This window comes from Allosalinactinospora lopnorensis, from assembly GCF_000981225.1.
GTDB classification, from domain to species: domain Bacteria; phylum Actinomycetota; class Actinomycetes; order Streptosporangiales; family Streptosporangiaceae; genus Allosalinactinospora; species Allosalinactinospora lopnorensis.
Genome location: NZ_LAJC01000036.1, coordinates 1 through 20,446 on the forward strand (window position 1 = coordinate 1; position 20,446 = coordinate 20,446).

A 20,446-nucleotide genomic window follows, 5' to 3' on the forward strand; every position below is an offset into this window, starting at 1 on the left:
AGGGCGTGCCTCCTGGATCGCGGGCGGGGCCGCGGAGTCGCGGGACCTGCTCCGGGAGACCCCGTCTAGTGGCACCGTGTGAACTCGTCGAGGCGCCGGACCATCACCGCCAGCATGAGCGGGAACATCGCGATGTGCGTGGCCATCATCAGCCCGCCGGCGTCGATGACGCCCAGCCAGAGCATGGGGTAGAGCGGCACGATCGGCGCGAACATGGCTCCGCACATCTCCAGCGTGCTCGCCCACCCGTGGCCGCGGTAGCGCATGATGGCGATCATTCCGATGGACATGTTCACGGCCATGATCAGATAGCCGAGTTCGGGCTGTTCCCGATGGTCGATGTCGAGACCGGCGAAGGACTGGAGCGCGCCGAGCGCGAACATCCCGATGAACATTTCGATGTAGTGCCGGGCGAAGCGGCGCCAGTCGCGGCGCGGGGACGCGGGGTGGGAGGTGGTCGTCCGGGTCATGGTGTTAGTCATGTACCGAGAGTCCTCGCGCGCCGACCGTACGGCCAGACAAGGAGAACCCATTGGTCTGGATACTTGGGAAGCCTGTCATTTTGACATAGGATGCTTCCCATGGACCGGCGGAGGACGATCGTCGTCGGCTACGACGCGGCGGAGCTGCTCGACATCGCGTGTGTGACCACCAGCCTGATCGTGGCGAACGCACACGGCGCGGCGCCGTCCTACGACGTGCGGTTGGCCACGCCCGGCGGTCATCCGATCACCTGCGGCACGGGGCTGACCCTGCAGGCGCACGAGGGACTGGAACGGATCATCGGACCGGTCGACACACTGGTGGTCTCGGGCGGGATCGGCCACGAAGCCGCCGCGGACAACACGCTGATCGTGGGGCACGTTCGCCGTCTGGCCGGGGAGAGCCGCCGTGTCGCGTCGGTGTGCACCGGGGCGGCCGTCCTGGCCGCCGCCGGACTCCTCGACGGCCGCCGCGCCGCCACACATTGGAATTGGGCGCGAGAGCTCGCGCTGAAACACCCGGATGTATCGGTCGACCCGGACCCGATCTTCATCCGGGACGGAAACGTCTCCACGTCGGCCGGGGTGACCAGCGCCCTGGACCTCACGCTCGCCCTGATCGAGGAGGACAACGGCGCCGACGTGGCGCGAGACGTGGCGAGGACGTTGGTGACGTACATGCAGCGGCCGGGAAACCAGGCGCAGATGAGCATGTTCACGGTGGCGCCGCCACCGGAGAACGGGCTGGTGAAGCGGACCGTGGACCACGCCGTACGGCACCTGGACGCCGACCTGTCGGCCCCCGCGCTCGCGGAGCGGGCAGGGGTGAGCGAACGGCATCTGACCCGGCTGTTTTTGAAGGAGCTCGGGCAGACGCCGGGGCGGTTCATCCGCCATGCCCGCACCGAGGCCGCCGCCAACCTGCTGATCTCCACCGACCTGCCGATGGCGAGCGTAGCCGCGCGGTGCGGGTTCGGCACGGCCGAGACGCTGCGTCAGGCGTTCATGGACAGGTACGGGATCCCGCCTTCGAGGTATCGCCTGACCCAGCGCCGCGCTTCGTGAACGGCGTCCCGGGCGGACGACGGTATCCGTGCGCGTCCCCCTCGGATCCTTTCCGGCCGGTCGGACGCGCGGAGCCGCCCCGTCCCGCTGATCGCGAGCGCCCCGCGCTACCGGTCCCCGCCCTCGGCCGGCGCGCGCCCGTGGGTGCGGTCGCGGTACCGCCACACGGCGCCGACCCCGAGCACCGCCAGCGCGATCGCGCCGAGGAAGAGGAGGTCGAGCCCCGTCCCGCTGACCCCCGAGAGCCACACCTGCACCCGGTAGCCGACGTCCGCGAACAGTCCACCCCCGAACAGCGACAGCGACGCGGTGCCGTCGTAGGCCAGGAACAGCACACCGATGAGGATGAACAGCAGCCCCGAAAGGGCGCTCGTGGTATGCGCCCGGACCAGCCCCAGGCGGAAGGATCGGCCGCGCAGCCAGCTTTTCCGGCCGAGGTCGAACCGGTCCCAGAACAGGGCGAGTAGGAACAGCGGCAGCGCCATGCCGAGCGCGTAGCAGGCGAGCAGGGAGGCGCCGCGGACCGCCCCGCCGGTGGCCGCCACAGTGAGCACGGCGCCCAGGACCGGGCCGGAGCAGAACCCCGCCAGACCGTAGACGGTGCCGAGCATGAACACCGGGACGGCTTCCGTTCGGCCGGTCAGCCGGCCCTGCACGCGCCGGGCGAAACCGAGAGAGAACCCCATGCCCGCGAGCTGCAACGCGCCGAAAACGATGATCGCCCATCCCGCGACGGCGATGAGCAGTTCCCGCTCGCCGTAGAACAGCCTGCTCATCAGCGACGAACCCGCGCCGAGCGGGACCAGTGCCACGCATAGACCGGCGTAGAAGACGGCCGTTCGGGCGAGCAGCCGGCCGGGGTCGCGGAAGGCGTAGGCGAAGAACGCGGGCAGCAGCAGCGCACTGCACGGGCTGAGCAGGGTGAGCACACCCCCGGCGACGGCCGCCAGGTAACCGATGTCGGTCATCGCCACCCCCGGGTCCCGCCCAGGGCGGCGCCGGCGGACCAGCGGCGCACGGGGGCGGACCGGGTACCCGTGGCGAGGCGGCAGCGGCGGCCCGGAGCGCCGGGTGGTCTGGGCATGGGCGGTGCCTCCCATATCGGAAAACGCGGCGGCGAGAACCGATGATCAGGGACCTGATCAGCGTCTCGACTCGGCACAATAGATCACATGGGTCTGACACCTGCTGATATCCGCAACAAGAAGTTCCGAACGGTGCGTCTGCAGACGGGGTACAACGAGCAGGACGTCGACGCGTTACTCGACCGGGTGGAGGCGACCATCGCGGCGCTGCAGGGCGGACCACTGCCCGATCAGCTCATCACCGCGGAAGAGGTCATGGCCTCCCGGTTCCGCAGCACGAAGCTGGCCACGGGGTACCACGAGGACGACGTCGACGAGTTCCTCGATGACGTGGCGGCCGATCTGCGCAGGCACGGGCTCGGCACGGTGGCGGACCGGCCGGCTCCCGGCACTCTTCCCGACCCGCCATCCCTCCGCAGGACACGCGGCATGGACTTCCCCCCGCCGCCGCCCCCTGCACCCGAGCCTCCCTCCGGGGAGCCGACGATGCGCCCAGAGGACGTCCGCAACCGCAAGTTCGCCACGACCAGACTGACCACCGGTTACAACGAGCAGGAAGTGGACGAGTTCCTGGACAGCGCCGAGGCAACCCTGAAAGCACTGCTGAACGGGCACCCCGAGGTTGCCCCGCTGACCTCCGTCCAGGTGGAGCGGGTCCGGTTCGCCACCACCCGCGCCCGTCCCGGCTACGACCCGACCCAGGTCGACGCGTTCCTCGACGAGCTCTGCGAGGAGCTGCGGCGGTACGAGGCACACTGATCGCGGCGCCTCCCGGAGGGGTCCCCGCACTCGCGTGCACGCCGGTGCAGGTCGCATCCCCGTCGCGAGGCGGCCACGTCAGCAACAAACCGTTCGACGGCCGCGATCCGCGCCTGTCCGCTCGGACAAAAACCCACCGATCTTGAGCTTTGCGTTCCTTCCTGACGCGCAAGATCGGCGGTGGGGTGAGGGCCGATGATGTCGATTCGGTTAAGCAACCCGCAAAACCGCCCGGGCTTTCCCGCGGTCCGGGACTCTTGGCACAGGTGAAGCCGAGATGACACGCCTCCCGCTCGGGCGTCGTCCGAGATAGAGAGGTCCCTCGCATGATCTCCAAGATCATCGCGGCCGCCGCCATCGCTGCGGCGGCCGCGGCCCTGTCCACCCCCGGCACCGCCGCGGCCGAGGAGGCCGGGCTGTCCGCCGGCCACGAGCTCGCGGCGGACTGCTCGACCCTGGACCTGGTGTTCGTCAACGAGACGACGCAGGACCATCGCGCGCGCTACCGGACCACCGATGGCAACAGCGAAAAGCTGGTGCCCGCTGGAGAGACCGCGACCGTCAGCCAAAGCGTCGCGCCCCTTCTCGAGGAAGGCTCCACCGAGGTCCCGTACTCCTTCGGCGAGGAGGAGGACACTCACCGGGTGCACGACATCGTCGACCTCACCGGGTGCGATACCGAGACCGGCGATGAGGACGGGGAAGCCGGTAGCGACAGCGGTGACGACGCCGGCACCGGCTTTGAGGACGGGGACGAGGGCAGCGGCCAGGGCACCGGAAACGGCGACGGCGGCGAGGACCGCGGCGGTACCGGCACGAGCGACGGCGGTTCGAACGCATGGGCCGAGTGGATCGCCACCCTGCCACGGGCCCCGGAGGGGATGAAGCCCGGCCGGTTCTGCCGCACCGAGGACCGCCTGGTCACGATCTACGCCTACACCGACACCTCGGTGCTGCAGTGCGTCGACAGGAACGGGTACCGGTGGATCGAGTTCGGCACCCTTGAGGACTTGGTCCCGCCGCCCGAGGACGAGGAGAACGAAACGGGAGCCTCCAGCGGCGAGGGGGGCGAGAAGCATGCGCCCGGCGGGGAGAAGGCCGACGAAGGGAAGGACGTCCCCGACGCCTCCGCCAAGGAGGCCGGTCAGCTTCCCGTGACCGGTCCCGCCCTGGCCGGGCCGGCCGCCGCGGCCATGGCGGCTCTCATCGGTGGTGGCGCGGCGATGTACCTCGCCCGCAAGCGCGCGGCCGCGGCCTCCGGCGGCGCGGAGGACTAAGCGCATCCTCGCCGCCCGCGCGGCCCGACCACCACGGAACCCGCCCCGCTCCTTCGCGGGGCGGGCCATCCGCTCCCCTATCCCAAAGGAGATCCGCCATGACCATGCGGCCCCACCAGCAGTACCCGCCCCAGCACCCCCAGGTCGGCGCGGCACCCCACCAGGCCGGGTTCGTCAAGCGCCGCAGCCCCGTGGGCGTGTGGCTTGGACTGCCCCTGATCACCCTCGGGATCTACCACCTGGTGTGGTACTACAAGATCCACGCCGAGATGGCCGATCTCAGCCCGCGCCGCACCGCGCCGGTGGTCGGGCCGCTGCTGGTGCTGATCCTGCTCGGCTGGACGGCGATCGCGCCGCTGGTGTCGTACTACCGCTGCGGTACGCGGATCCGCGACGCCCAGGAGAACGCCGGAGTGCAGCCCACCTGCTCCGGCGGGCTGGGCCTGCTGCTGATGTTCGTGTTCGGCCTGGGCGTGCTCTACTACCAGACCGAGCTCAACAGGATCGCCGAGTAGGCCCGGCCACTCCTGTGATGGTCGGAGTCGCGCAGCGGCGGGATGGTACGCCCGAATGCTGCGCGGCTTCCGACCGATCGCGGATTCCCGATGAACCCGCAGGTCACAGTTACGCCGTGTTCTCACCCGCACGCAACACTACGGAAAGTAGTATATGACTACTTGACGTAGCCGAGGCGCACTGCGCCCTACCGCGCCGGCATTGGGGAGGGAACACCGGATGGTCCACGCACGACCCTCGCGGGAAAAGGGGGACACCGCCCGGCTCTCCGCCCTCCATCATGAGCGCCGCACGGCCCGTTTTCCGCACGGTCGGCCGGCCGGCATCCCGTACCGGCCCTGCCCGCCCCCCGAGACCGACCCCCTTACCCAGAGCCCGGTCGTTCCCCGCCACCCGTGGGAGCTTCCACTACTGGTCGCGGCGGTCGCGGTCACCCTCACCATCGTCGTGTTCGCGCTGCACACGCTGTGGACGAGCCTGACCGACCCCCAATGGCCGCTTCTCGCCCTGCTGGCCCTGCCCGCCGGGTTCTGGGCCGTGCGCGGGCTGCTGCACGCGGAACAGCGCGCGCAGTCCATCAAGATCTCGCCCACCCAGTTCCCCGAAGCGCACCGGGTGATCCGCACCCTGAGCGCGCGGATGGGGCTGCGGTCGGCACCCGACGCCTACGTCTGCCACAGGGGCGGGCGCCTGAGCTCGGCGGCCTCGGGACACGGCCTGCGCCGCTACATCGTCATCTCCAGCGACCTGTTCGAGGTCGGCGGGCGGCTCCGCGACCCCGCCGCGCTCACGTTCGTCGTCGCGCACCAGCTCGGACACATCGCGGCCGGCCACACCTCGTTCTGGCGGCGGCTCGGAACGTCGGTCGCCGCGGTCGTACCCGTCCTCGGGGCCTCGCTGTCGCGCGCGATGGAGTACACGGCCGACGACCACGCCCACGCCTACTGCCCCGAGGGCGCCCACGCCGTGCAACTGCTCGCCGGCGGCAAGTACCTCTACCCCCGGATCAACCTGGGCGAGATGGCGGACCGGGCGCGGACCGAACGCGGACCGTCCCTGTTCCTGTACAACCTGTTCTCGCACCGTCCGGTGAACATCAAGCGCATGGCCGCGATCCGGGACCGCAGCAGTCCCGGGCGGGTCTTCCTGTGACCCGGTGAACGGAGCGCGCGGGCCCGGCTACCCGGGCCGCAGCTCCGACAGCAGGAGGTCGGCGAAGTACCCGCCGATGTCCGCTCCGCCCAGCTCACCGGCGGAGCGGTACCACATCCCCAGGTGGTGCACCGCGCCGAAGTACTGGTTGGCCACGATGTCGGACGGGACATCGGTGCGGAAGACCCCTTGGCGCTGGCCTTCCTCGATCAACTCGCAGAACCGCTCGTGGTACTGGCGGCGTTCCCCGCGGACCTCGCTCTGCCGCTCGGGCGACAGCATGTGCAGCGAGCGGAAGTAGATCACCATGTCGTCGAGGTTCTCCACCGTGGTCCGCACGACGTCGGCGGCCGCCTCGTGCAGGCGCTCCCGCACCGGCCCCCCGGCCTGCGCGCGCTCTTCCAGCCGGCGCATCTGCATGGCCAGGACGCGCTGGTAGACCGCGAAGAGCAAGTCCTCCTTGGAGGCGAAGTAGTGGTACATCGCGCCCTTGGTGACACCGGCCGTGTCCACGAGCTCCTGGACCGAGGTCCGCTCGACCCCTCGTTCGGCGAACAGCCGGGTGGCCGCCGTCAACAGCCGCTCGGGAACCGGCGCGGAGTTCTCCGCGCCGTCTGAACGCGTATCGGCCGCGTCCGCGGCCGCCGCTGTATCCGCCATGGTCACCATGTCTCCCGCGCTTCGTGGCTGTCCTCGATACCAACATACCGATTGGTCGGTTCCGGCCGGACGGTCGGACGGCGCGACACGCCGAAGAAACCGCGCCAGGCCACCGAAATGGCCGGAATGCCCGCAGTTCAACAAGGCGCACCCGCGAACCGGTCGGCGAGCGGGCGCCCGGACCCCGCATGGAGGTCTAGTGTGGGACACGCCGGTCGCCGACGAGAGACCTCCTGGGCTGTCGAACTTATGTTCGATAGACTGTGCGTGTGAGTCTCTTCAACGAACGGATCGACGTCAGATCGACCACTGGCGGTCATCCCGCCCTCTTCGCCTGGCGAGGCCATATGTACCGGGTACGGCGCGTCATCGGTAGCTGGAAGGCCGGTCCGGACACCCCCGGCACCGACGGGCAGGGCACCGGTTCCCGCCTGATACGGGTAGCCACCGAGTCGGAGCAGGGCGAGCACGGCATCGCCGACATCACATGCGACACCGCGACCGATCGCTGGACGATGCGCCGCCTCTGGGGGTGACCCCCCGCTCCAAGGGGCGGGGTCGCGGCCCGGCCCCCTTGGCCCCCTCCCGCGTTTTTGTGCGTCTACGATGTCGGTCGATGCGCATTCTCGTGGTCGAGGACGACGACCGGGTCGCGCGAGGACTGGTCACCGCGCTGCGCAACTCGTCCTACGACGTATGCCGGGTCGCCACGGCCGAAGGGGCACTGCGTGCGCCGACGGCCGATGTCGTGCTGCTCGACCTCGGCCTTCCCGACGCCGACGGCATCGACCTGCTGCGCCGGCTGCGTGAACGCCCCGAGACAGCGATCATCGCCGTCACCGCGCGCGGTGAGGAGCGCGAACGGGTCCGCGGCCTGCGCCTGGGCGCCGACGACTACGTGGTCAAGCCTTTCGGTGTCTCCGAGCTGCTGGCCCGCATCGACGCCGTCCTGCGCCGCACACGCGCCGCACGCGCTGGCACCGGCGAGACCGCGCCGCCGATCCACGCCGGACCGCTCACCCTCGATCCGGGCTCCCGCGAGGCCGACCTCGACGGCACCCCGCTCGCCCTGCCCCGCAAGGAGTTCGACCTGCTCGCGCTGCTGGCCTCCCGCGCCCCCGCGGTGGTCGACCGCGACACCATCCTCGACCAGGTGTGGGAAGCCACCTGGGAGTCGTCCACCCGGACCCTGGACACCCACATCGCGAGCCTGCGCGGCAAGCTCGGCGGCAGCGGCACCGTGCGCATCCAGACCGTGCGCGGTGTCGGCTATCGCCTGATCGCCCGGCCGGGGTGAGCCGTGCTCCGCCGACTGCTGGCCATCCTGCTACCGCTGACCTTCCTCCTGGTGGCGGCGCTCGTGGTTCCGCTCGGCACCGCCATGGCGCAGCGGGAGACCCAGGAGGTCTACGTCGACCGGCTCAGCGACGCCGGCCGGTTCGCTTCCCTCTCGCACACCGCCCTGCGTACCGGACGCACCGACGCCCTGCGCGCGGAGCTGGAGCGCTACCAGGAGCTGTACGGCATCCGGGTCCTGGTCGCCGACCCCTCCGGCGATGTTGTGGCGGCCTCGCAGAGCGGCGGGACCATCGCCGGTCTGCTGGACGCCCCCGACGCGCGGCAGGCGATGACGAAGGCACGGGCCGGTGTGCGGCCCGAGCCGCCGCCGGTGCTCTGGCCGTGGAAGGACGATCCGCTCGTCGTCGCGGAACCGATCGGCCGCGACAGTGAACTTGTGGGGGTGGTGCTGCTGGTCTCGCCCGCGGACGGTCTCCATTCCGCGATCCTGGCGGGCTGGGCGTGGCTGGCGCTGCTCAGCCTGGTCCCGCTGGCCGGACTCGCCGCGGCGACCTGGCCGCTGTCCCGCTGGGCGCTGCGGCCCGTGCACCGCCTGGACGGCGCCACGGCCGCGATCGCGCACGGCGACCTGTCGGTGCGGGTGGACGCGGCCGGCGGACCGCCCGAGCTCCGACGACTCACCGGCTCGTTCAACGCGATGGTGGACGCGGTGGAGAGCTCGTCGCAGCGACAGCGGGCCTTCGTCTCCGACGCCTCGCACCAGCTACGCAACCCGCTGACAAGCCTTCGGATGGCCGTGGAGAACCTGGCCCCCTTCCTCAGCGGCCCCGAGGCGCGTTCGGCGCACGAGGACGCTGTGGAGGAGACCCGGGCGATGCACCGCACGCTCAACTCGCTGCTCGCGGCCACCCGGCTGGAGAGTTTCGGCGCGGCCGAACCCGCGGACCTCGACAGCGTGCTCGCCACCCGCGTGCCGCGCTGGCAGGCACTGAGCACCGAGTACGGCATCACGTTGCGGACGCGCGTCCCCGAAGGGGTGCGGCTCCTGGCGCCGCCCGGCGGCCTCGGCAGCGTGCTGGACGAGGTGATGAGCAACGCGATGCGGCTGTCGGGCGGCACCCGGGTGGAGCTGCGTGCCGAACCGGACGAGCGGGTCGAGCTGCACCTGGCTGACAACGGCATGGGGCTCAGCGACGAGGAACGCGAGAGCGCGCTGCGCCGGTTCTGGCGCGCCCCGAAACACCAGAACCTCGAAGGCACCGGTCTGGGCCTGGCGATCTGCGCCGACCTCGTCCGATCGGCCGGCGGCGAGCTGCGGCTGGAGCCCGGGCTCCCGCGGCCGGAAGGCGGTGGCCACGGGCTGGACGTCGTCCTCGCCCTGCCCGCTGCCCCCGCGTCCTCTCCCTGACCGCCGCGAACGGCGGCCCCGCGGAAGTGTTCAGGACTTCTGGGCCCGGAACCAGCGTTCGGCCCCGGGATGCAGCGGTATGGGGCCGGTCGCGATCCCGGTGCGGACGTTGAGTTGAGCGGCCTCGGGGCGTTCGGCCGCGATCTCGGAGGCGCGGGTGAAGACGGTGCGGGTGATCGCCTCGGCCACGTCCTCCGGCAGGTCGGCGCGGGCCAGCAGTATGTTCGGGACCGACAGGGTTCGGCAGGCCGGGATGCCGTCGTAGGCGGTGGCCGGGATTGTCGCGGGATAGTACGAACCGGGATAGGTCTCGGCGAGCTCGTCGGCCTGTTCGTCCAGTTCCAGGCACCGCAGCCGCTGCTCGGCCGCCAGCCCGGTGATCGCGGGCGTGGGGATACCGGTGAGGGAGAACATCGCGTCGATCTCCTCTTCTCCCAGCGCCGCCGCGGAGTCCGCCTGGTCGAGAAGGACGTCGTCCACCTCGACCCCGGTCAGCTCCAGCAGCCGGCGCCCCGTGAACTCGGTGCCGGAGTCCCGGGCGCCCAGAGAGACCCGCAGGCCGGCGATGTTCCCGAACTCCGCTGCGGCCGAGGCGGCGGGCACGACCAGGTGCAGGTAACTGTCGTAGAGCCGGCACAGCGCGAGGAGGCCCTCCGGTCCCGCTTCACCTCCGGCCAACGCGGCGTCCAGGCTGGAGAACCCGACGTGCGCCCGGCCGGACTCGAGCAGCCGCAGGTTCTCCGCCGACGCGCCGGTGTCCAGGACGGTGATCTCGGTGCCGGGCATGGGGCCGCTGAGTTCCGCCGCGAGGGCCGCGCCGACCTCGCGGAACACCGCCCCGGGCGGCCCGGTGACCAACGTCAGCTCCGGATACTCGACGGTGCCGCTCCGGCCGCATCCGGCGAGCGCGGCCACCACCGCCCCGAGGATGGCGGCGCGCCGGCTCGGCCACGCTCGTTCCACGCGGGCAGCCTAGTACCCCGGCCGCCGGGGGTGACCACGGTGCCGGCCGGTAGGGCGATGAGTTTTCCCGCCGCCCGGAGTCTTTTCTTCGTCACCACGATCGGAAACGACCACTCAAGGAAGGATGACCGGTTATGACCACCACACACACCCTCGGTGTCTCGGGCGGACGCCTGTACTACGAGGTCCGCGGCACGGGGCCGCTGCTGCTGGTCATGGGCTCGCCCATGAACGCCGCGGCCTTCGCGCCGCTGGCCGATGCGCTCGCGGGCGACCACACCGTCGTCACCCACGACCCGCGCGGCATCTCGGGCAGTGTTCTCGACGACCCTGAGCAGGACTCCACCCCTGAGCTGCGGGCCGACGACGTCGCCGCCCTGCTGGGCGCCCTCGGCGCCGAGTCCGCCGACGTGTTCGGCAGCAGCGGCGGCGCGGTGACCGGGCTCGCGCTGGCCGAGCGGCATCCCGCACGGGTGCGCACCCTCGTCGCGCACGAGCCTCCCCTGCTGGAATTGCTTCCCGACGCCGCGGAGCAGCGCGCCGCGACCGACGACCTGATCGCGACCTTCCACCGGGACGGCTTGGGAGCGGCGTGGCTGAAGTTCATGGCCAACGCCGGCTTCGGCGGCGATGCCGAGGACGCCCCCGCTCCACCACCGGGAGAGCCCTCGGAGCAGGATCTCGCCGACGGCGCCCGCTTCTTCGCCCACGAGTTGCGCGGCACTGTCCGCTACGTGCCCGACACCGCCGCGCTGGCGGCCGGCCCGGCCCGTGTCGTCGTCGGCATCGGCGCCGCCTCGAGCCACCTGCTCACCTATCGCACCTCCACGGCGCTGGCCGCGCTGCTCGGCACACCGCCGGTCGAGTTCCCCGGCGACCACGGCGGCTTCCTCGGCCAGCCCAAGGAGTTCGCCGAGGCGCTGCGGAAGGTGCTGACGAGCGGGGAGTGAACGGGCCGTCGGCACGTCGGCGCCGCGCCCGTTCCGTGCGGGGCACCCCCGCGGACCGCGGTCGTCCCTCCGGCCGACGCGGGGGGCGACGGCGAGCACGGCCGGCGATGCGCGGTCGGAAAGAGCGCGTCGGAACCCGCCGGACCGCCGTCGAACCCCACCCGAGCGAACCGACCCGCCGGCCTGACCGGGCGGCTCGCCCATGACGACACCCTGAATCACGGAAAGCGATGATCGAGCCACTTTCCGTTGTTTAACGTCAGGGGAATCTGAAGTTTCCGGCCGCCGCATTGCGTGCGCCGCGGCACAGTGACGACGATCACTACACCCCCAGCGCGCAACGCACTGGAAACCCGGCGGCAACAGCGACGTTGCCACGGTTTCGCCCTCCCCGGAACGCCGCCACCGGCCGTACGCGAACGGCGCCCCGTCTCTCGCCTGCCGGCCACGCAAGGAGGATTCCCCCTGATGTCGACTGGAAAAGCAGAAGTATCGGACACCCGTGCCCCGGATCCGCGCACCACGGTGCAGGGGAACGCCCCCGATGACGGCGTTCCCACGGCCAAACTGGTCGGCCTGGCGGTCGGGCTGCTGCTCGCCGCCGCGATATACCTGCTGCTGCCGGACTCCCTGCCGGGCCCGGCCAGGACCACCGCCGCCGTCGCCGCGCTGATGGCGGCGTGGTGGGCGACCGAGGCCATCCCGATCCCCGTCACCGCGCTCGTGCCGCTCGCACTCTTCCCCGTGTTCGGCGTCACCGACATCGGGAGTGCCGCCGCGCCCTACGCGAACGACGTCATCTTCCTGTTCATGGGCGGGTTCATGCTCGCTCTGGCGATGCAGCGCTGGAACCTGCACCGCCGCATGGCGCTGAGTGTCGTCGCCGCGGTCGGTTCCAACCCGCCCAGGTTGATCGGCGGGTTCATGCTCGCCACCGGGTTCGTCACCATGTGGGTGAGCAACACCGCCACCACGATCATGATGCTGCCCATCGGGCTGGCCGTGATCGGAATGGTCACCCAGCTCCGCAACGGCAAGACCGACCCCAACTTCGCGACCGCGCTGATGCTCGGCATCGCCTACGCGTCCTCGATCGGCTCGGTGGCCACCCTGATCGGCACCCCACCGAACGCGCTAATGGTCGGCTACCTGAGCGAGAACCACGGCATCCACGTCGGGTTCGGCCAGTGGATGATGGTCGGCCTGCCGCTCGCCGCGATCTTCCTGGTGATCGCCTGGGTGGTGCTGACAAAGCTCATCTATCCGCCCCAGACCCAGGACCTCAGCGCGGGACGGGAGCTGATCCGCGAGGAGCTGCGCGAGATGGGCCCGATGTCCCGAGGCGAGCGGCTGGTACTGGCCGTGTTCGTCACCGCCGCCCTGTCGTGGGTGTGTATCCCCCTGCTCGCCCAGAACGCGACCATCAGTGGCGTCCTCCCCTGGCTGGAGTCCATCAGTGACGCCGGCATCGCCATGGCGGTCGCCATTGCGCTCTTCATGATCCCGGTGGATCGCACGTGCAACGAACGGCTGCTCGACTGGGACACCGCCGTGCAGTTGCCGTGGGGGATCCTGCTGCTGTTCGGTGGAGGGCTCACGTTGTCCACACAGTTCACCGAGACCGGACTGAGCGCCTGGATCGGTGAGCGCGTCGAGCTCCTCGGCGGGGTCCCCACATGGGTGCTGGTCGCGGTAATCGCCGGCATGGTGCTGCTGCTGACCGAGCTGACCAGCAACACCGCGACCACCGCCACGTTCCTCCCGGTCATCGGCGGGATCGCGCTCGGCCTCGGTATGGACGTGATGCTCCTTGTGGTCCCGGCCGTCCTCGCCGCCTCCCTGGCCTTCATGATGCCGGTCGCGACCCCGCCCAACGCGATCGTGTACGGCTCCGGCCACATCCGGATCGCCCAGATGGTGCGGAGCGGTTTCTGGCTGAACATGATCGCGCTGCTGCTCGTCCTCGGCACGATCTACGCCATCGCGGGCCGCGTGTTCGATCTCGCGCTGTGACCTCCGGCCCCCACTGGCGCCCGCGCGTACCGCGCGGGCGCCTCTGCCGCGAGGAGACGGCCCCGGCCCGCGGTGCGGCGGGGCCTCTCCAGGTCACTCGGGGCACACGTACCAGGCTTCCCCGTCATCGCGGGCGTGCCGGATCCGGCGCAGGATGCGGGTGTTCAGCTCGGGCAGGCCGTCAGGGGCGAACCAGCGGACGTCCAGGGACTCGTCCTCGTCGAGCCGGGGCGCCCCGCCGACGGCACGGCAGCGGAAGGCGATGTCGAGGAACTGCACCCGGTCGCCGTTGGGGTAGGTGAACGGCGGCTCGGTCACCACACTGGCGACCCGCTCGACCTCGACGTGCACCCCCGTCTCCTCGAATACCTCGCGGACGAGCGCCACAGCGGGCTGCTCTCCCGGTTCCAGGATCCCGCCGGGTGTCGACCAGCGGCCGTCGTCGGCGCGGCGGTGCAGCAGGATCTCCCCGGAGTCCCCGATGACAACGGCCGTCACTCCCGTCAGCCAGAGCAGTTCGTTCCCGACGTGCTTGCGCAGCCTGAGGATGAAATCCGGGGTCGGCATGCCCTCGACCCTACTTCCCCACCGTTCCGGGAGAGGTCCACACGGCTTCGCTGGCGGGCCCGGGACCGTCCACACGCACGATGCCATGCCGTGGGCACCCGCTGGGGAACGGGCGCCCACGGCATGGCATCGTCATATGGCTCCGGCGGCGAGGAAGGGTGGCTAGCCGACTTCCTTCTTGGCCTCCAGCGCTCCATGGCATTGACCGCCGCCGCGACGGTCCGATGTACCGGCACCTGCCGGTGCAGCCCGACGAGGCGTACGACTTTCGTGACCCTTTCGTTCGGCGCTGCCAGCGCCAGGCTCCCTCCCCGCTCCTTGACAGAACGGTAGACGTTGATGACGACGTTCAGTCCGCTGGAGTCCATGAAGTCCAGGTCAGACAGGTCGAGGATCAGCCACGGCCCGTGTTCGTCTACAGCTGACAGAACATGTTCTTGGAGGTCGCCAGCTGTTGCGATGTCGAGGTCGCCTTCGACCTGAACGATCACGCTACGGTTGTCGACCCGGGTATTCAGCCCAAGCCTGTGCACGTTCACTCCTCCAGCCCCACGTGGTGATGAGGGGTCCCCTTGCTCAGCATACGGAGAATGACAGGATCCGCCAGGGGGGTTGGCCGCACGATCGTATCCCGGCCGTCGCTGCCTGCTGCTGACAGTGGCCGGAGGCGCTGAAACGGCTTGGCGCGATCCATTTCCCGCCTGCTCCCGTAAGACTCTGACCACACACGGTATTAGCTGAACGGGCCGACGGGAATGCCGGCGCGAAAGATATTTTCTCCTACACAGGTCACACCGGGCAGAACACTTATGTGGTCCGTGTCATGTTCCGTCCGCGTGCCCGTACCCGGTTTCTCTCCGGAAACACTCAGCGAGCCGGCCGTCCTCCACTGCCGCCGGAGCCCCGTTCGCCGCTCCGGTCCACGAACTCCGCGAGCAGGCGTTCGGCAGCGAGGGTCGCGGGAAGCTCACCGGAGCGCACCGCGGCTTCCAGCTCCGGGGTGAGCCGTCGAACCCCCTGGTCGCGCAGTAACCGGTCCAGCAACCGTTCGCGTACCTGAGCCCACATCCAGTCCACCTGCTGCCGGCCGCGCTGTTCGGCGAGCGCCCCGGCCTCCTCCAGGGCGCGGCGGTGGTCGAGCACCGCCCGCCACACCTCGCCCAGTCCTTCGCCGGTGAGACCGCTGCAGGTGAGCACGGGCGGACGCCACGAGGGGTGGACCGGCTGCAGCATCCTGAGGGCGCGCGAGAGCTCGCGCGCGGCTTTGCGGGCCTCGCCGGTGTGCGGGCCGTCGGCCTTGTTCACCGCGACGACATCGACGAGTTCCAGCACGCCCTTCTTGATGCCCTGCAGTTGGTCGCCGGTACGGGCCAGGGTCAGCAGACAGAAGGAGTCGACCATGGTGGCCACGGCCGCCTCCGACTGTCCGACGCCCACCGTCTCCACCAGGACGACGTCGAACCCCGCCGCCTCCATGAGCACTATGGTCTCGCGGGTGGCCCGGGCGACACCGCCGAGCGTGCCCGCTGTCGGCGAGGGGCGCACGAACGCGTTGGGGGCGACCGCCAGATCCGGCATCCGCGTCTTGTCGCCGAGGATGCTGCCTCCGCTGCGCGAGGACGACGGGTCGACGGCCAGCACCGCGACCCGGTGCCCCTCATCCGTGAGCCGGGTGCCGAGCGCGTTGATGAACGTGGACTTGCCCGCCCCGGGCACTCCCGTGATGCCCACCCGGTGCGCCTTGCCACTGTGCGGAAGCAGCCTCGCCAGGAGCTGCTGGGCCAGTTCGGCGTGATCGGCACGGCGCGACTCCACCAGGGTTATGGCGCGGGCCAGCGTCGGGCGGTGCCCGGCGAGTACACCTTCGGCATAAGAGTCGATGTCGATGCCACGGGTCATCCGCCGCGCCCAAGACGTTGGTCGAGCTGGTCCAGCAGCCCCACCGCGGCCTCGGCGATGACGGTGCCGGGCGGGAAGATCGCCGAGGCGCCGGCCTCGTACAGCGCGTCGAAGTCAGCGGGAGGAACGACGCCGCCGACCACGATCACGATGTCGTCGCGGCCCAGTTTCGCCAGCTCCTCGCGCAGCGCCGGAACCAGCGTGAGATGCCCGGCGGCCAGCGAGGACACCCCGATGATGTGCACATCACCCTCGACCGCCTGGGCCGCGGCCTCCGCGGGCGTCTGGAACAACGGACCGACATCGACGTCGAAGCCGAGGTCGGCGAAAGCGGTGGCGATCACCTTCTGGCCGCGGTCGTGGCCGTCCTGGCCCATCTTGGCGACCAGGATCCGGGGGCGGCGCCCCTCGTTCTCCTCGAACGCGGCGACCCGATCGGCGACCACCCGCATGGCGGCGGAGGTGTCGGCGTCACCGGAGCGTCCGGCTTCCTCGCGGTACACACCCTGGATGGTACGTACCTGGCCGGTGTGCCGGTCGAAGACCTTCGCCATGGCGGCGGAGATCTCGCCCACGGTGGCCTTGGCACGGGCGGCGTCCACAGCGGCGGCGAGCAGGTTGTTCTCCAGCGTGGCGCCGCCGGGGTCGGCGGCGGCCGCCGCGGTGAGCCGGTCCAGCGCGGCACGGGTGGCGACCTCGTCGCGCTCCTCGCGCAGCCGGCGCAGCTTCTCCAGCTGCTCGCCGCGGACCCGGGTGTTGTCGACCTTGAGTACGTCGATCTCGTCTTCGGTGTCGGGCCGGTACTTGTTCACCCCGATGACCGGCTGCTGCCCGGAGTCGATACGGGCCTGGGTGCGGGCGGCGGCCTCCTCGATGCGCATCTTCGGAATGCCGGCGTCGATGGCCGCGGCCATGCCTCCGGCCTCCTCGACCTCGGTGATGTGCGCCCACGCCCGCCGGGCGAGCTCGTAGGTCAGGCGCTCGACGTAATAGCTGCCGCCCCACGGGTCGATGACGCGCGTGGTCCCCGACTCCTGCTGCAGCACCAGCTGCGTGTTGCGCGCGATGCGCGCGGAGAAGTCGGTGGGCAGGGCCAGTGCCTCGTCGAGGGCGTTGGTGTGCAGCGACTGGGTGTGCCCCTGGGTCGCGGCCATGGCCTCCACGCAGGTCCTGACTACGTTGTTGAACACATCCTGCGCCGTGAGCGACCACCCGGATGTCTGGGAGTGCGTGCGCAGGCTCAGCGACTTGGCGTTGTGCGGGTCGAACCCCTTGACCAGCTTGGCCCACAGCAGCCGGGCGGCCCGCAGCTTGGCGACCTCCATGAAGAAGTTCATCCCGATCGCCCAGAAGAACGACAGCCGCGGGGCGAAGGAGTCCACCTGCAGACCGGCCGTGCGTCCCGCCCGGATGTACTCCACGCCGTCGGCCAGGGTGTAGGCCAGTTCCAGGTCGGCGGTGGCCCCAGCCTCCTGCATGTGGTAACCGGAGATCGAGATGGAGTTGAACCGCGGCATCCTCTGCGATGTGTAGGCGAAGATGTCGGAGATGATCCGCATGGAGGGCTGCGGCGGATAGATGTAGGTGTTGCGGACCATGAACTCTTTGAGGATGTCGTTCTGGATGGTCCCCGCCAGCTTCTCGGTCGGAACCCCCTGCTCCTCGGCGGCCACGATGTACAGCGCCATCACCGGCAGCACCGCGCCGTTCATGGTCATCGACACCGTCATCTCGCCCAGCGGGATGCCGTCGAAGAGCTGGCGCATGTCGTAGATGGAGTCGATCGCCACCCCGGCCATGCCCACGTCCCCGGCCACCCGCGGGTGGTCGGAGTCGTAGCCGCGGTGGGTGGCCAGGTCGAAGGCCACCGACAACCCTTTCTGCCCGGCCGCGAGGTTGCGCCGGTAGAAGGCGTTGGACTCGGCGGCGGTGGAGAACCCGGCGTACTGGCGGATGGTCCACGGCTGGTTGACGTACATCGTCGGATAAGGACCCCGCAGGTAAGGGGCGATTCCCGGGTAGCCGCCGGCGAAGTCCAGTCCGTCGCGGTCAGCGGGCGTGTACAGCGGCTTGACCCCGATTCCCTCGGGGGTCTCCCACACCAGCGCGCTCGGGTCCTTGCCGGTGCTCTGTTCCACGGCCCGGGCCCACCGCTCGGACGCGGCACCGTTCCCGCGGAACGCGGGCGTACCGGGAGCGACGTCGCTGAAGTCCGGGATTCCCCGGTGGACGTTCCCGCTCATTCAGCTACCCCCAAGGTGTCGAGAAGCTCGTCAAGCAGCCCCAGCGCATCGCAGTCGGCGAAGAGGAAACCGTCCACACCCGCCGCCGCGAGGTCGTCGGAGGGCTTCCCCGCGAGCAGTACCCGTTCGGCCCCCGCTTCCTTCAGTGCCCGCACCGCGGCCGCGGCCTGCTCCGCGTAAACGGCGTCGCTGGAGCAGAGGCAGGCCAGGCGCGCATCGCTCTCGCGGAACGCCGCGACCGCCTCGTCGGCGTCCCCGCACGTACGCCCGCCCGCCGGGGCGATCCCGCCGGACCGCAGCAGGTTGCCGACGAACGTGGCGCGGGCCGTGTGCGCCGAGGCGGGGCCGAGCGTGGCCAGGAAGACCGCCGGCCGGGCGCCGGTAGCCGCCAGGTGGGCGTCGGAGCGGTCGCGCAGCGCCTCGAAGTCCTCGGCGTAGCGGCGGCGCGGCAACGCGTTCGCGGCGGCGGGGCGCCCCTCGTCGTCGGGGGTGGGGGCGGGCCGCTCGTCCAGCTCCGGAAACTCGCTGACACCGGTAAGGGGGTCGCGCCGGTGGGCGATGTTGCTCCGCCGCTGCTCCCAGACCTCGTTCACACGCTCGGTGACCAGACCGGAGGAGAGCGCGGCGGCCATGCCGCCGGCGGCCTCCAGCTCCTGGAAAAACGCCCAGCCCTGGGCATAGAGGTCAGCGGTGAGCCGCTCGACGTAGAAGGAACCGCCGGCGGGGTCGATGACCCGGGCCAGGTGGGACTCCTCGACAAGGAGTGACTGCGTGTTGCGGGCGATACGGCGGGCGAAGTCGCCGGGCAGGCCGAGAGCGGAGTCGAAGGGACGCACCGTGATCGCGTCGGCACCCGCGACCCCCGCCCCGAAACACGCGAGCGTGGTGCGCACGATGTTCACGTGCGGGTCGCGGCGGGTCATCATCGCCGCCGAGGTCACCGCGTGCTGCCGCATCGTCCGGTGTTCCGCGGCCAGCCCGCAGGCCTCCGTTACCCGGTCCCACATGGCTCGGGCCGCGCGGAGCTTGGCGATGCTCAGGAACTGGTCGGCGGTCGCCGTGTACCGGAACTCCAGCCGTTCGGCGGCCTCGGCCAGGCCCATTCCCGCCTCGGTGAGTGCGCGCAGGTAGGCCACACCCGCCGCCATGGACGCGCCGAGCTCCTGCGCATGGGAACCGCCGGCGTCGTGAACGGGGGCCCCGTCCACTGTGACCAGGCCCAGCAGGGGGTAGCGGGAGGTGTACTCCGCCGCCAGGCGCGCGGCCGGGGCGAGATCGGCCGGCTCGCCGCTGCGAGCGGCCACACTGATCGGGTCGATCCCCAGGTTGCCGCGCACGGTCTCCGGGGCGTAGCCGCGTTCGGCCCACGCGCTCAGCAGTGAGGCACAAGCGGTCTCGTAGTCGGCGCCGCTCTCGAGCATGACCGGGGCCATCTGCAGGTGGACATCGGCGAGCACCTCGCCTATGCCCTTGGCCGGAATCCTCTCGGCCCCAGCCACCAGCCACAGGGAACTGGCCCCGTTCTCCAGGTCGGCGAGCACCGCGCGGCGCGCCTGGGCGGGATCAGGGTCGGTGTGCAGCTGCCGGATGTCCCAGCCCGCGCTCAGCACCCCCTCGGCCCGCCCGCCGCGCGTGAAGGGCTCCACCCCGGGAAAGCCGGAGTCGAGGCCCTCGTCCCCCACGTACAGGGGCTGATCCTGATCCCCTCGTAGGTGGCGCTGGCCAGCAACTCCTCGGGCTCCGACTCCGCCTGACCGGTGTCGCCTCCTGTCTTGCGCAGCACCCCAGCGACGAGTTCGCGCCATTGCTCCTGCGTAGCCTGGGGAAACTCCGAGGCCAAGGGGAGTTCGGGCGGCTCTGGACCCGCTGCGCCATTCTCCGGCATGTTCATATTCCGAGATGGTAGAGAACGACGTTCACCCAAAGCATCAGTGGGTCCACAAATTGTGGACTCCGCAGGTAGAACCCCGCACTCCTCCGGCCCGACCTCCCTGTGCGGGCGGCCGGGATGCGGGCGGGCCGCGCCTACCCCGTAGCTCGGCCGGCCTCCTTCCTCCTGCTCCTCTTCAGGGCCGAAGACGAAGCGCTGCCGGTCCCACACGACGATG

General features: G+C 70.6%; 17 protein-coding genes and 2 pseudogenes. 10 read left to right on the forward strand and 9 right to left on the reverse strand.

Annotation, left to right across the window (positions count from 1 at the left end; all coding sequences use genetic code 11):
• Positions 1–65: 65 nt before the first annotated feature.
• Positions 66–482, reverse strand: a complete 417-nt coding sequence (locus tag VS93_RS14355) for a hypothetical protein (protein ID WP_052745758.1) — start codon at positions 480–482, stop codon at positions 66–68.
• 99 nt (positions 483–581) lie between these two features.
• Here VS93_RS14355 and VS93_RS14360 point away from each other — a divergent pair, with 99 nt between their 5' ends.
• Complete coding sequence (locus VS93_RS14360; protein WP_052745759.1) at positions 582–1,547, forward strand: GlxA family transcriptional regulator; 966 nt, start codon at positions 582–584, stop codon at positions 1,545–1,547.
• A 107-nt stretch (positions 1,548–1,654) separates the two neighbouring features.
• Here VS93_RS14360 and VS93_RS14365 read toward each other — a convergent pair whose 3' ends face one another.
• Positions 1,655–2,515 (reverse strand): cytochrome c biogenesis CcdA family protein, encoded by an 861-nt coding sequence (locus tag VS93_RS14365; protein ID WP_046470478.1) that lies wholly within the window; start codon positions 2,513–2,515, stop codon positions 1,655–1,657.
• 204 nt (positions 2,516–2,719) lie between these two features.
• Here VS93_RS14365 and VS93_RS14370 point away from each other — a divergent pair, with 204 nt between their 5' ends.
• The 4 genes from VS93_RS14370 to VS93_RS14385 all read left to right on the forward strand — a co-directional run bounded on the left by VS93_RS14370 (position 2,720) and on the right by VS93_RS14385 (position 6,336).
• Complete coding sequence (locus tag VS93_RS14370; protein WP_046470447.1) at positions 2,720–3,391, forward strand: DivIVA domain-containing protein; 672 nt, start codon at positions 2,720–2,722, stop codon at positions 3,389–3,391.
• A gap of 326 nt (positions 3,392–3,717) precedes the next feature.
• Positions 3,718–4,668, forward strand: a complete 951-nt coding sequence (locus VS93_RS14375; RefSeq protein WP_046470448.1) for a hypothetical protein — start codon at positions 3,718–3,720, stop codon at positions 4,666–4,668.
• A 98-nt stretch (positions 4,669–4,766) separates the two neighbouring features.
• Positions 4,767–5,183 (forward strand): DUF4234 domain-containing protein, encoded by a 417-nt coding sequence (locus VS93_RS14380; protein WP_046470449.1) that lies wholly within the window; start codon positions 4,767–4,769, stop codon positions 5,181–5,183.
• Between the two features lie 220 nt (positions 5,184–5,403).
• Positions 5,404–6,336, forward strand: a complete 933-nt coding sequence (locus VS93_RS14385) for a M48 family metallopeptidase (protein ID WP_082126889.1) — start codon at positions 5,404–5,406, stop codon at positions 6,334–6,336.
• A 27-nt stretch (positions 6,337–6,363) separates the two neighbouring features.
• Here the strand turns inward: VS93_RS14385 and VS93_RS14390 are convergent, their stop codons facing one another.
• The gene (locus VS93_RS14390) at positions 6,364–6,996 is read right to left on the reverse strand and encodes a TetR/AcrR family transcriptional regulator (RefSeq protein WP_046470480.1); all 633 of its coding nucleotides are present in this window, start codon (positions 6,994–6,996) and stop codon (positions 6,364–6,366) included.
• Between the two features lie 269 nt (positions 6,997–7,265).
• Here VS93_RS14390 and VS93_RS14395 point away from each other — a divergent pair, with 269 nt between their 5' ends.
• The 3 genes from VS93_RS14395 (at position 7,266) to VS93_RS14405 (ending at position 9,703) form a co-directional block, all read left to right on the forward strand.
• Complete coding sequence (locus tag VS93_RS14395; protein WP_046470450.1) at positions 7,266–7,532, forward strand: DUF6504 family protein; 267 nt, start codon at positions 7,266–7,268, stop codon at positions 7,530–7,532.
• Between the two features lie 80 nt (positions 7,533–7,612).
• A complete protein-coding gene (locus tag VS93_RS14400) occupies positions 7,613–8,293 on the forward strand; it encodes a response regulator transcription factor (protein WP_046470451.1) in 681 nt (226 codons plus the stop codon).
• Between the two features lie 3 nt (positions 8,294–8,296).
• On the forward strand, positions 8,297–9,703 hold the full coding sequence (locus VS93_RS14405; protein WP_046470452.1) for a sensor histidine kinase: 1,407 nt from the start codon (positions 8,297–8,299) through the stop codon (positions 9,701–9,703).
• 30 nt (positions 9,704–9,733) lie between these two features.
• On the opposite strand, the gene VS93_RS14410 is transcribed toward VS93_RS14405, so the two are convergent.
• The gene (locus tag VS93_RS14410; RefSeq protein WP_046470453.1) at positions 9,734–10,666 is read right to left on the reverse strand and encodes a TAXI family TRAP transporter solute-binding subunit; all 933 of its coding nucleotides are present in this window, start codon (positions 10,664–10,666) and stop codon (positions 9,734–9,736) included.
• Between the two features lie 134 nt (positions 10,667–10,800).
• Between VS93_RS14410 and VS93_RS14415 the strand changes: the two genes are divergently transcribed.
• Both VS93_RS14415 and VS93_RS14420 read left to right on the forward strand, forming a co-directional pair.
• Complete coding sequence (locus tag VS93_RS14415) at positions 10,801–11,616, forward strand: alpha/beta fold hydrolase (RefSeq protein WP_046470454.1); 816 nt, start codon at positions 10,801–10,803, stop codon at positions 11,614–11,616.
• A 468-nt stretch (positions 11,617–12,084) separates the two neighbouring features.
• Positions 12,085–13,629, forward strand: coding sequence for an SLC13 family permease (locus VS93_RS14420; protein WP_046470455.1), 1,545 nt, complete (start codon positions 12,085–12,087; stop codon positions 13,627–13,629).
• Between the two features lie 93 nt (positions 13,630–13,722).
• Here the strand turns inward: VS93_RS14420 and VS93_RS14425 are convergent, their stop codons facing one another.
• The 5 genes and pseudogenes from VS93_RS14425 to VS93_RS14445 all read right to left on the reverse strand — a co-directional run bounded on the left by VS93_RS14425 (position 13,723) and on the right by VS93_RS14445 (position 20,229).
• A complete protein-coding gene (locus VS93_RS14425) occupies positions 13,723–14,196 on the reverse strand; it encodes an NUDIX hydrolase (RefSeq protein WP_046470456.1) in 474 nt (157 codons plus the stop codon).
• A gap of 162 nt (positions 14,197–14,358) precedes the next feature.
• Positions 14,359–14,729: pseudogene (locus VS93_RS28180) on the reverse strand (STAS domain-containing protein).
• A gap of 334 nt (positions 14,730–15,063) precedes the next feature.
• Complete coding sequence (gene meaB, locus VS93_RS14435; RefSeq protein WP_046470458.1) at positions 15,064–16,095, reverse strand: methylmalonyl Co-A mutase-associated GTPase MeaB; 1,032 nt, start codon at positions 16,093–16,095, stop codon at positions 15,064–15,066.
• Positions 16,092–18,338, reverse strand: coding sequence for a methylmalonyl-CoA mutase (scpA, locus tag VS93_RS14440; RefSeq protein ID WP_046470459.1), 2,247 nt, complete (start codon positions 18,336–18,338; stop codon positions 16,092–16,094). The genes meaB and scpA overlap by 4 nt, the downstream gene beginning before the upstream one ends.
• Positions 18,335–20,229 (reverse strand): annotated as a pseudogene (locus tag VS93_RS14445) (methylmalonyl-CoA mutase family protein). The gene scpA and the pseudogene VS93_RS14445 overlap by 4 nt, the downstream one beginning before the upstream one ends.
• Between the last annotated feature and the right edge of the window lie 217 nt (positions 20,230–20,446).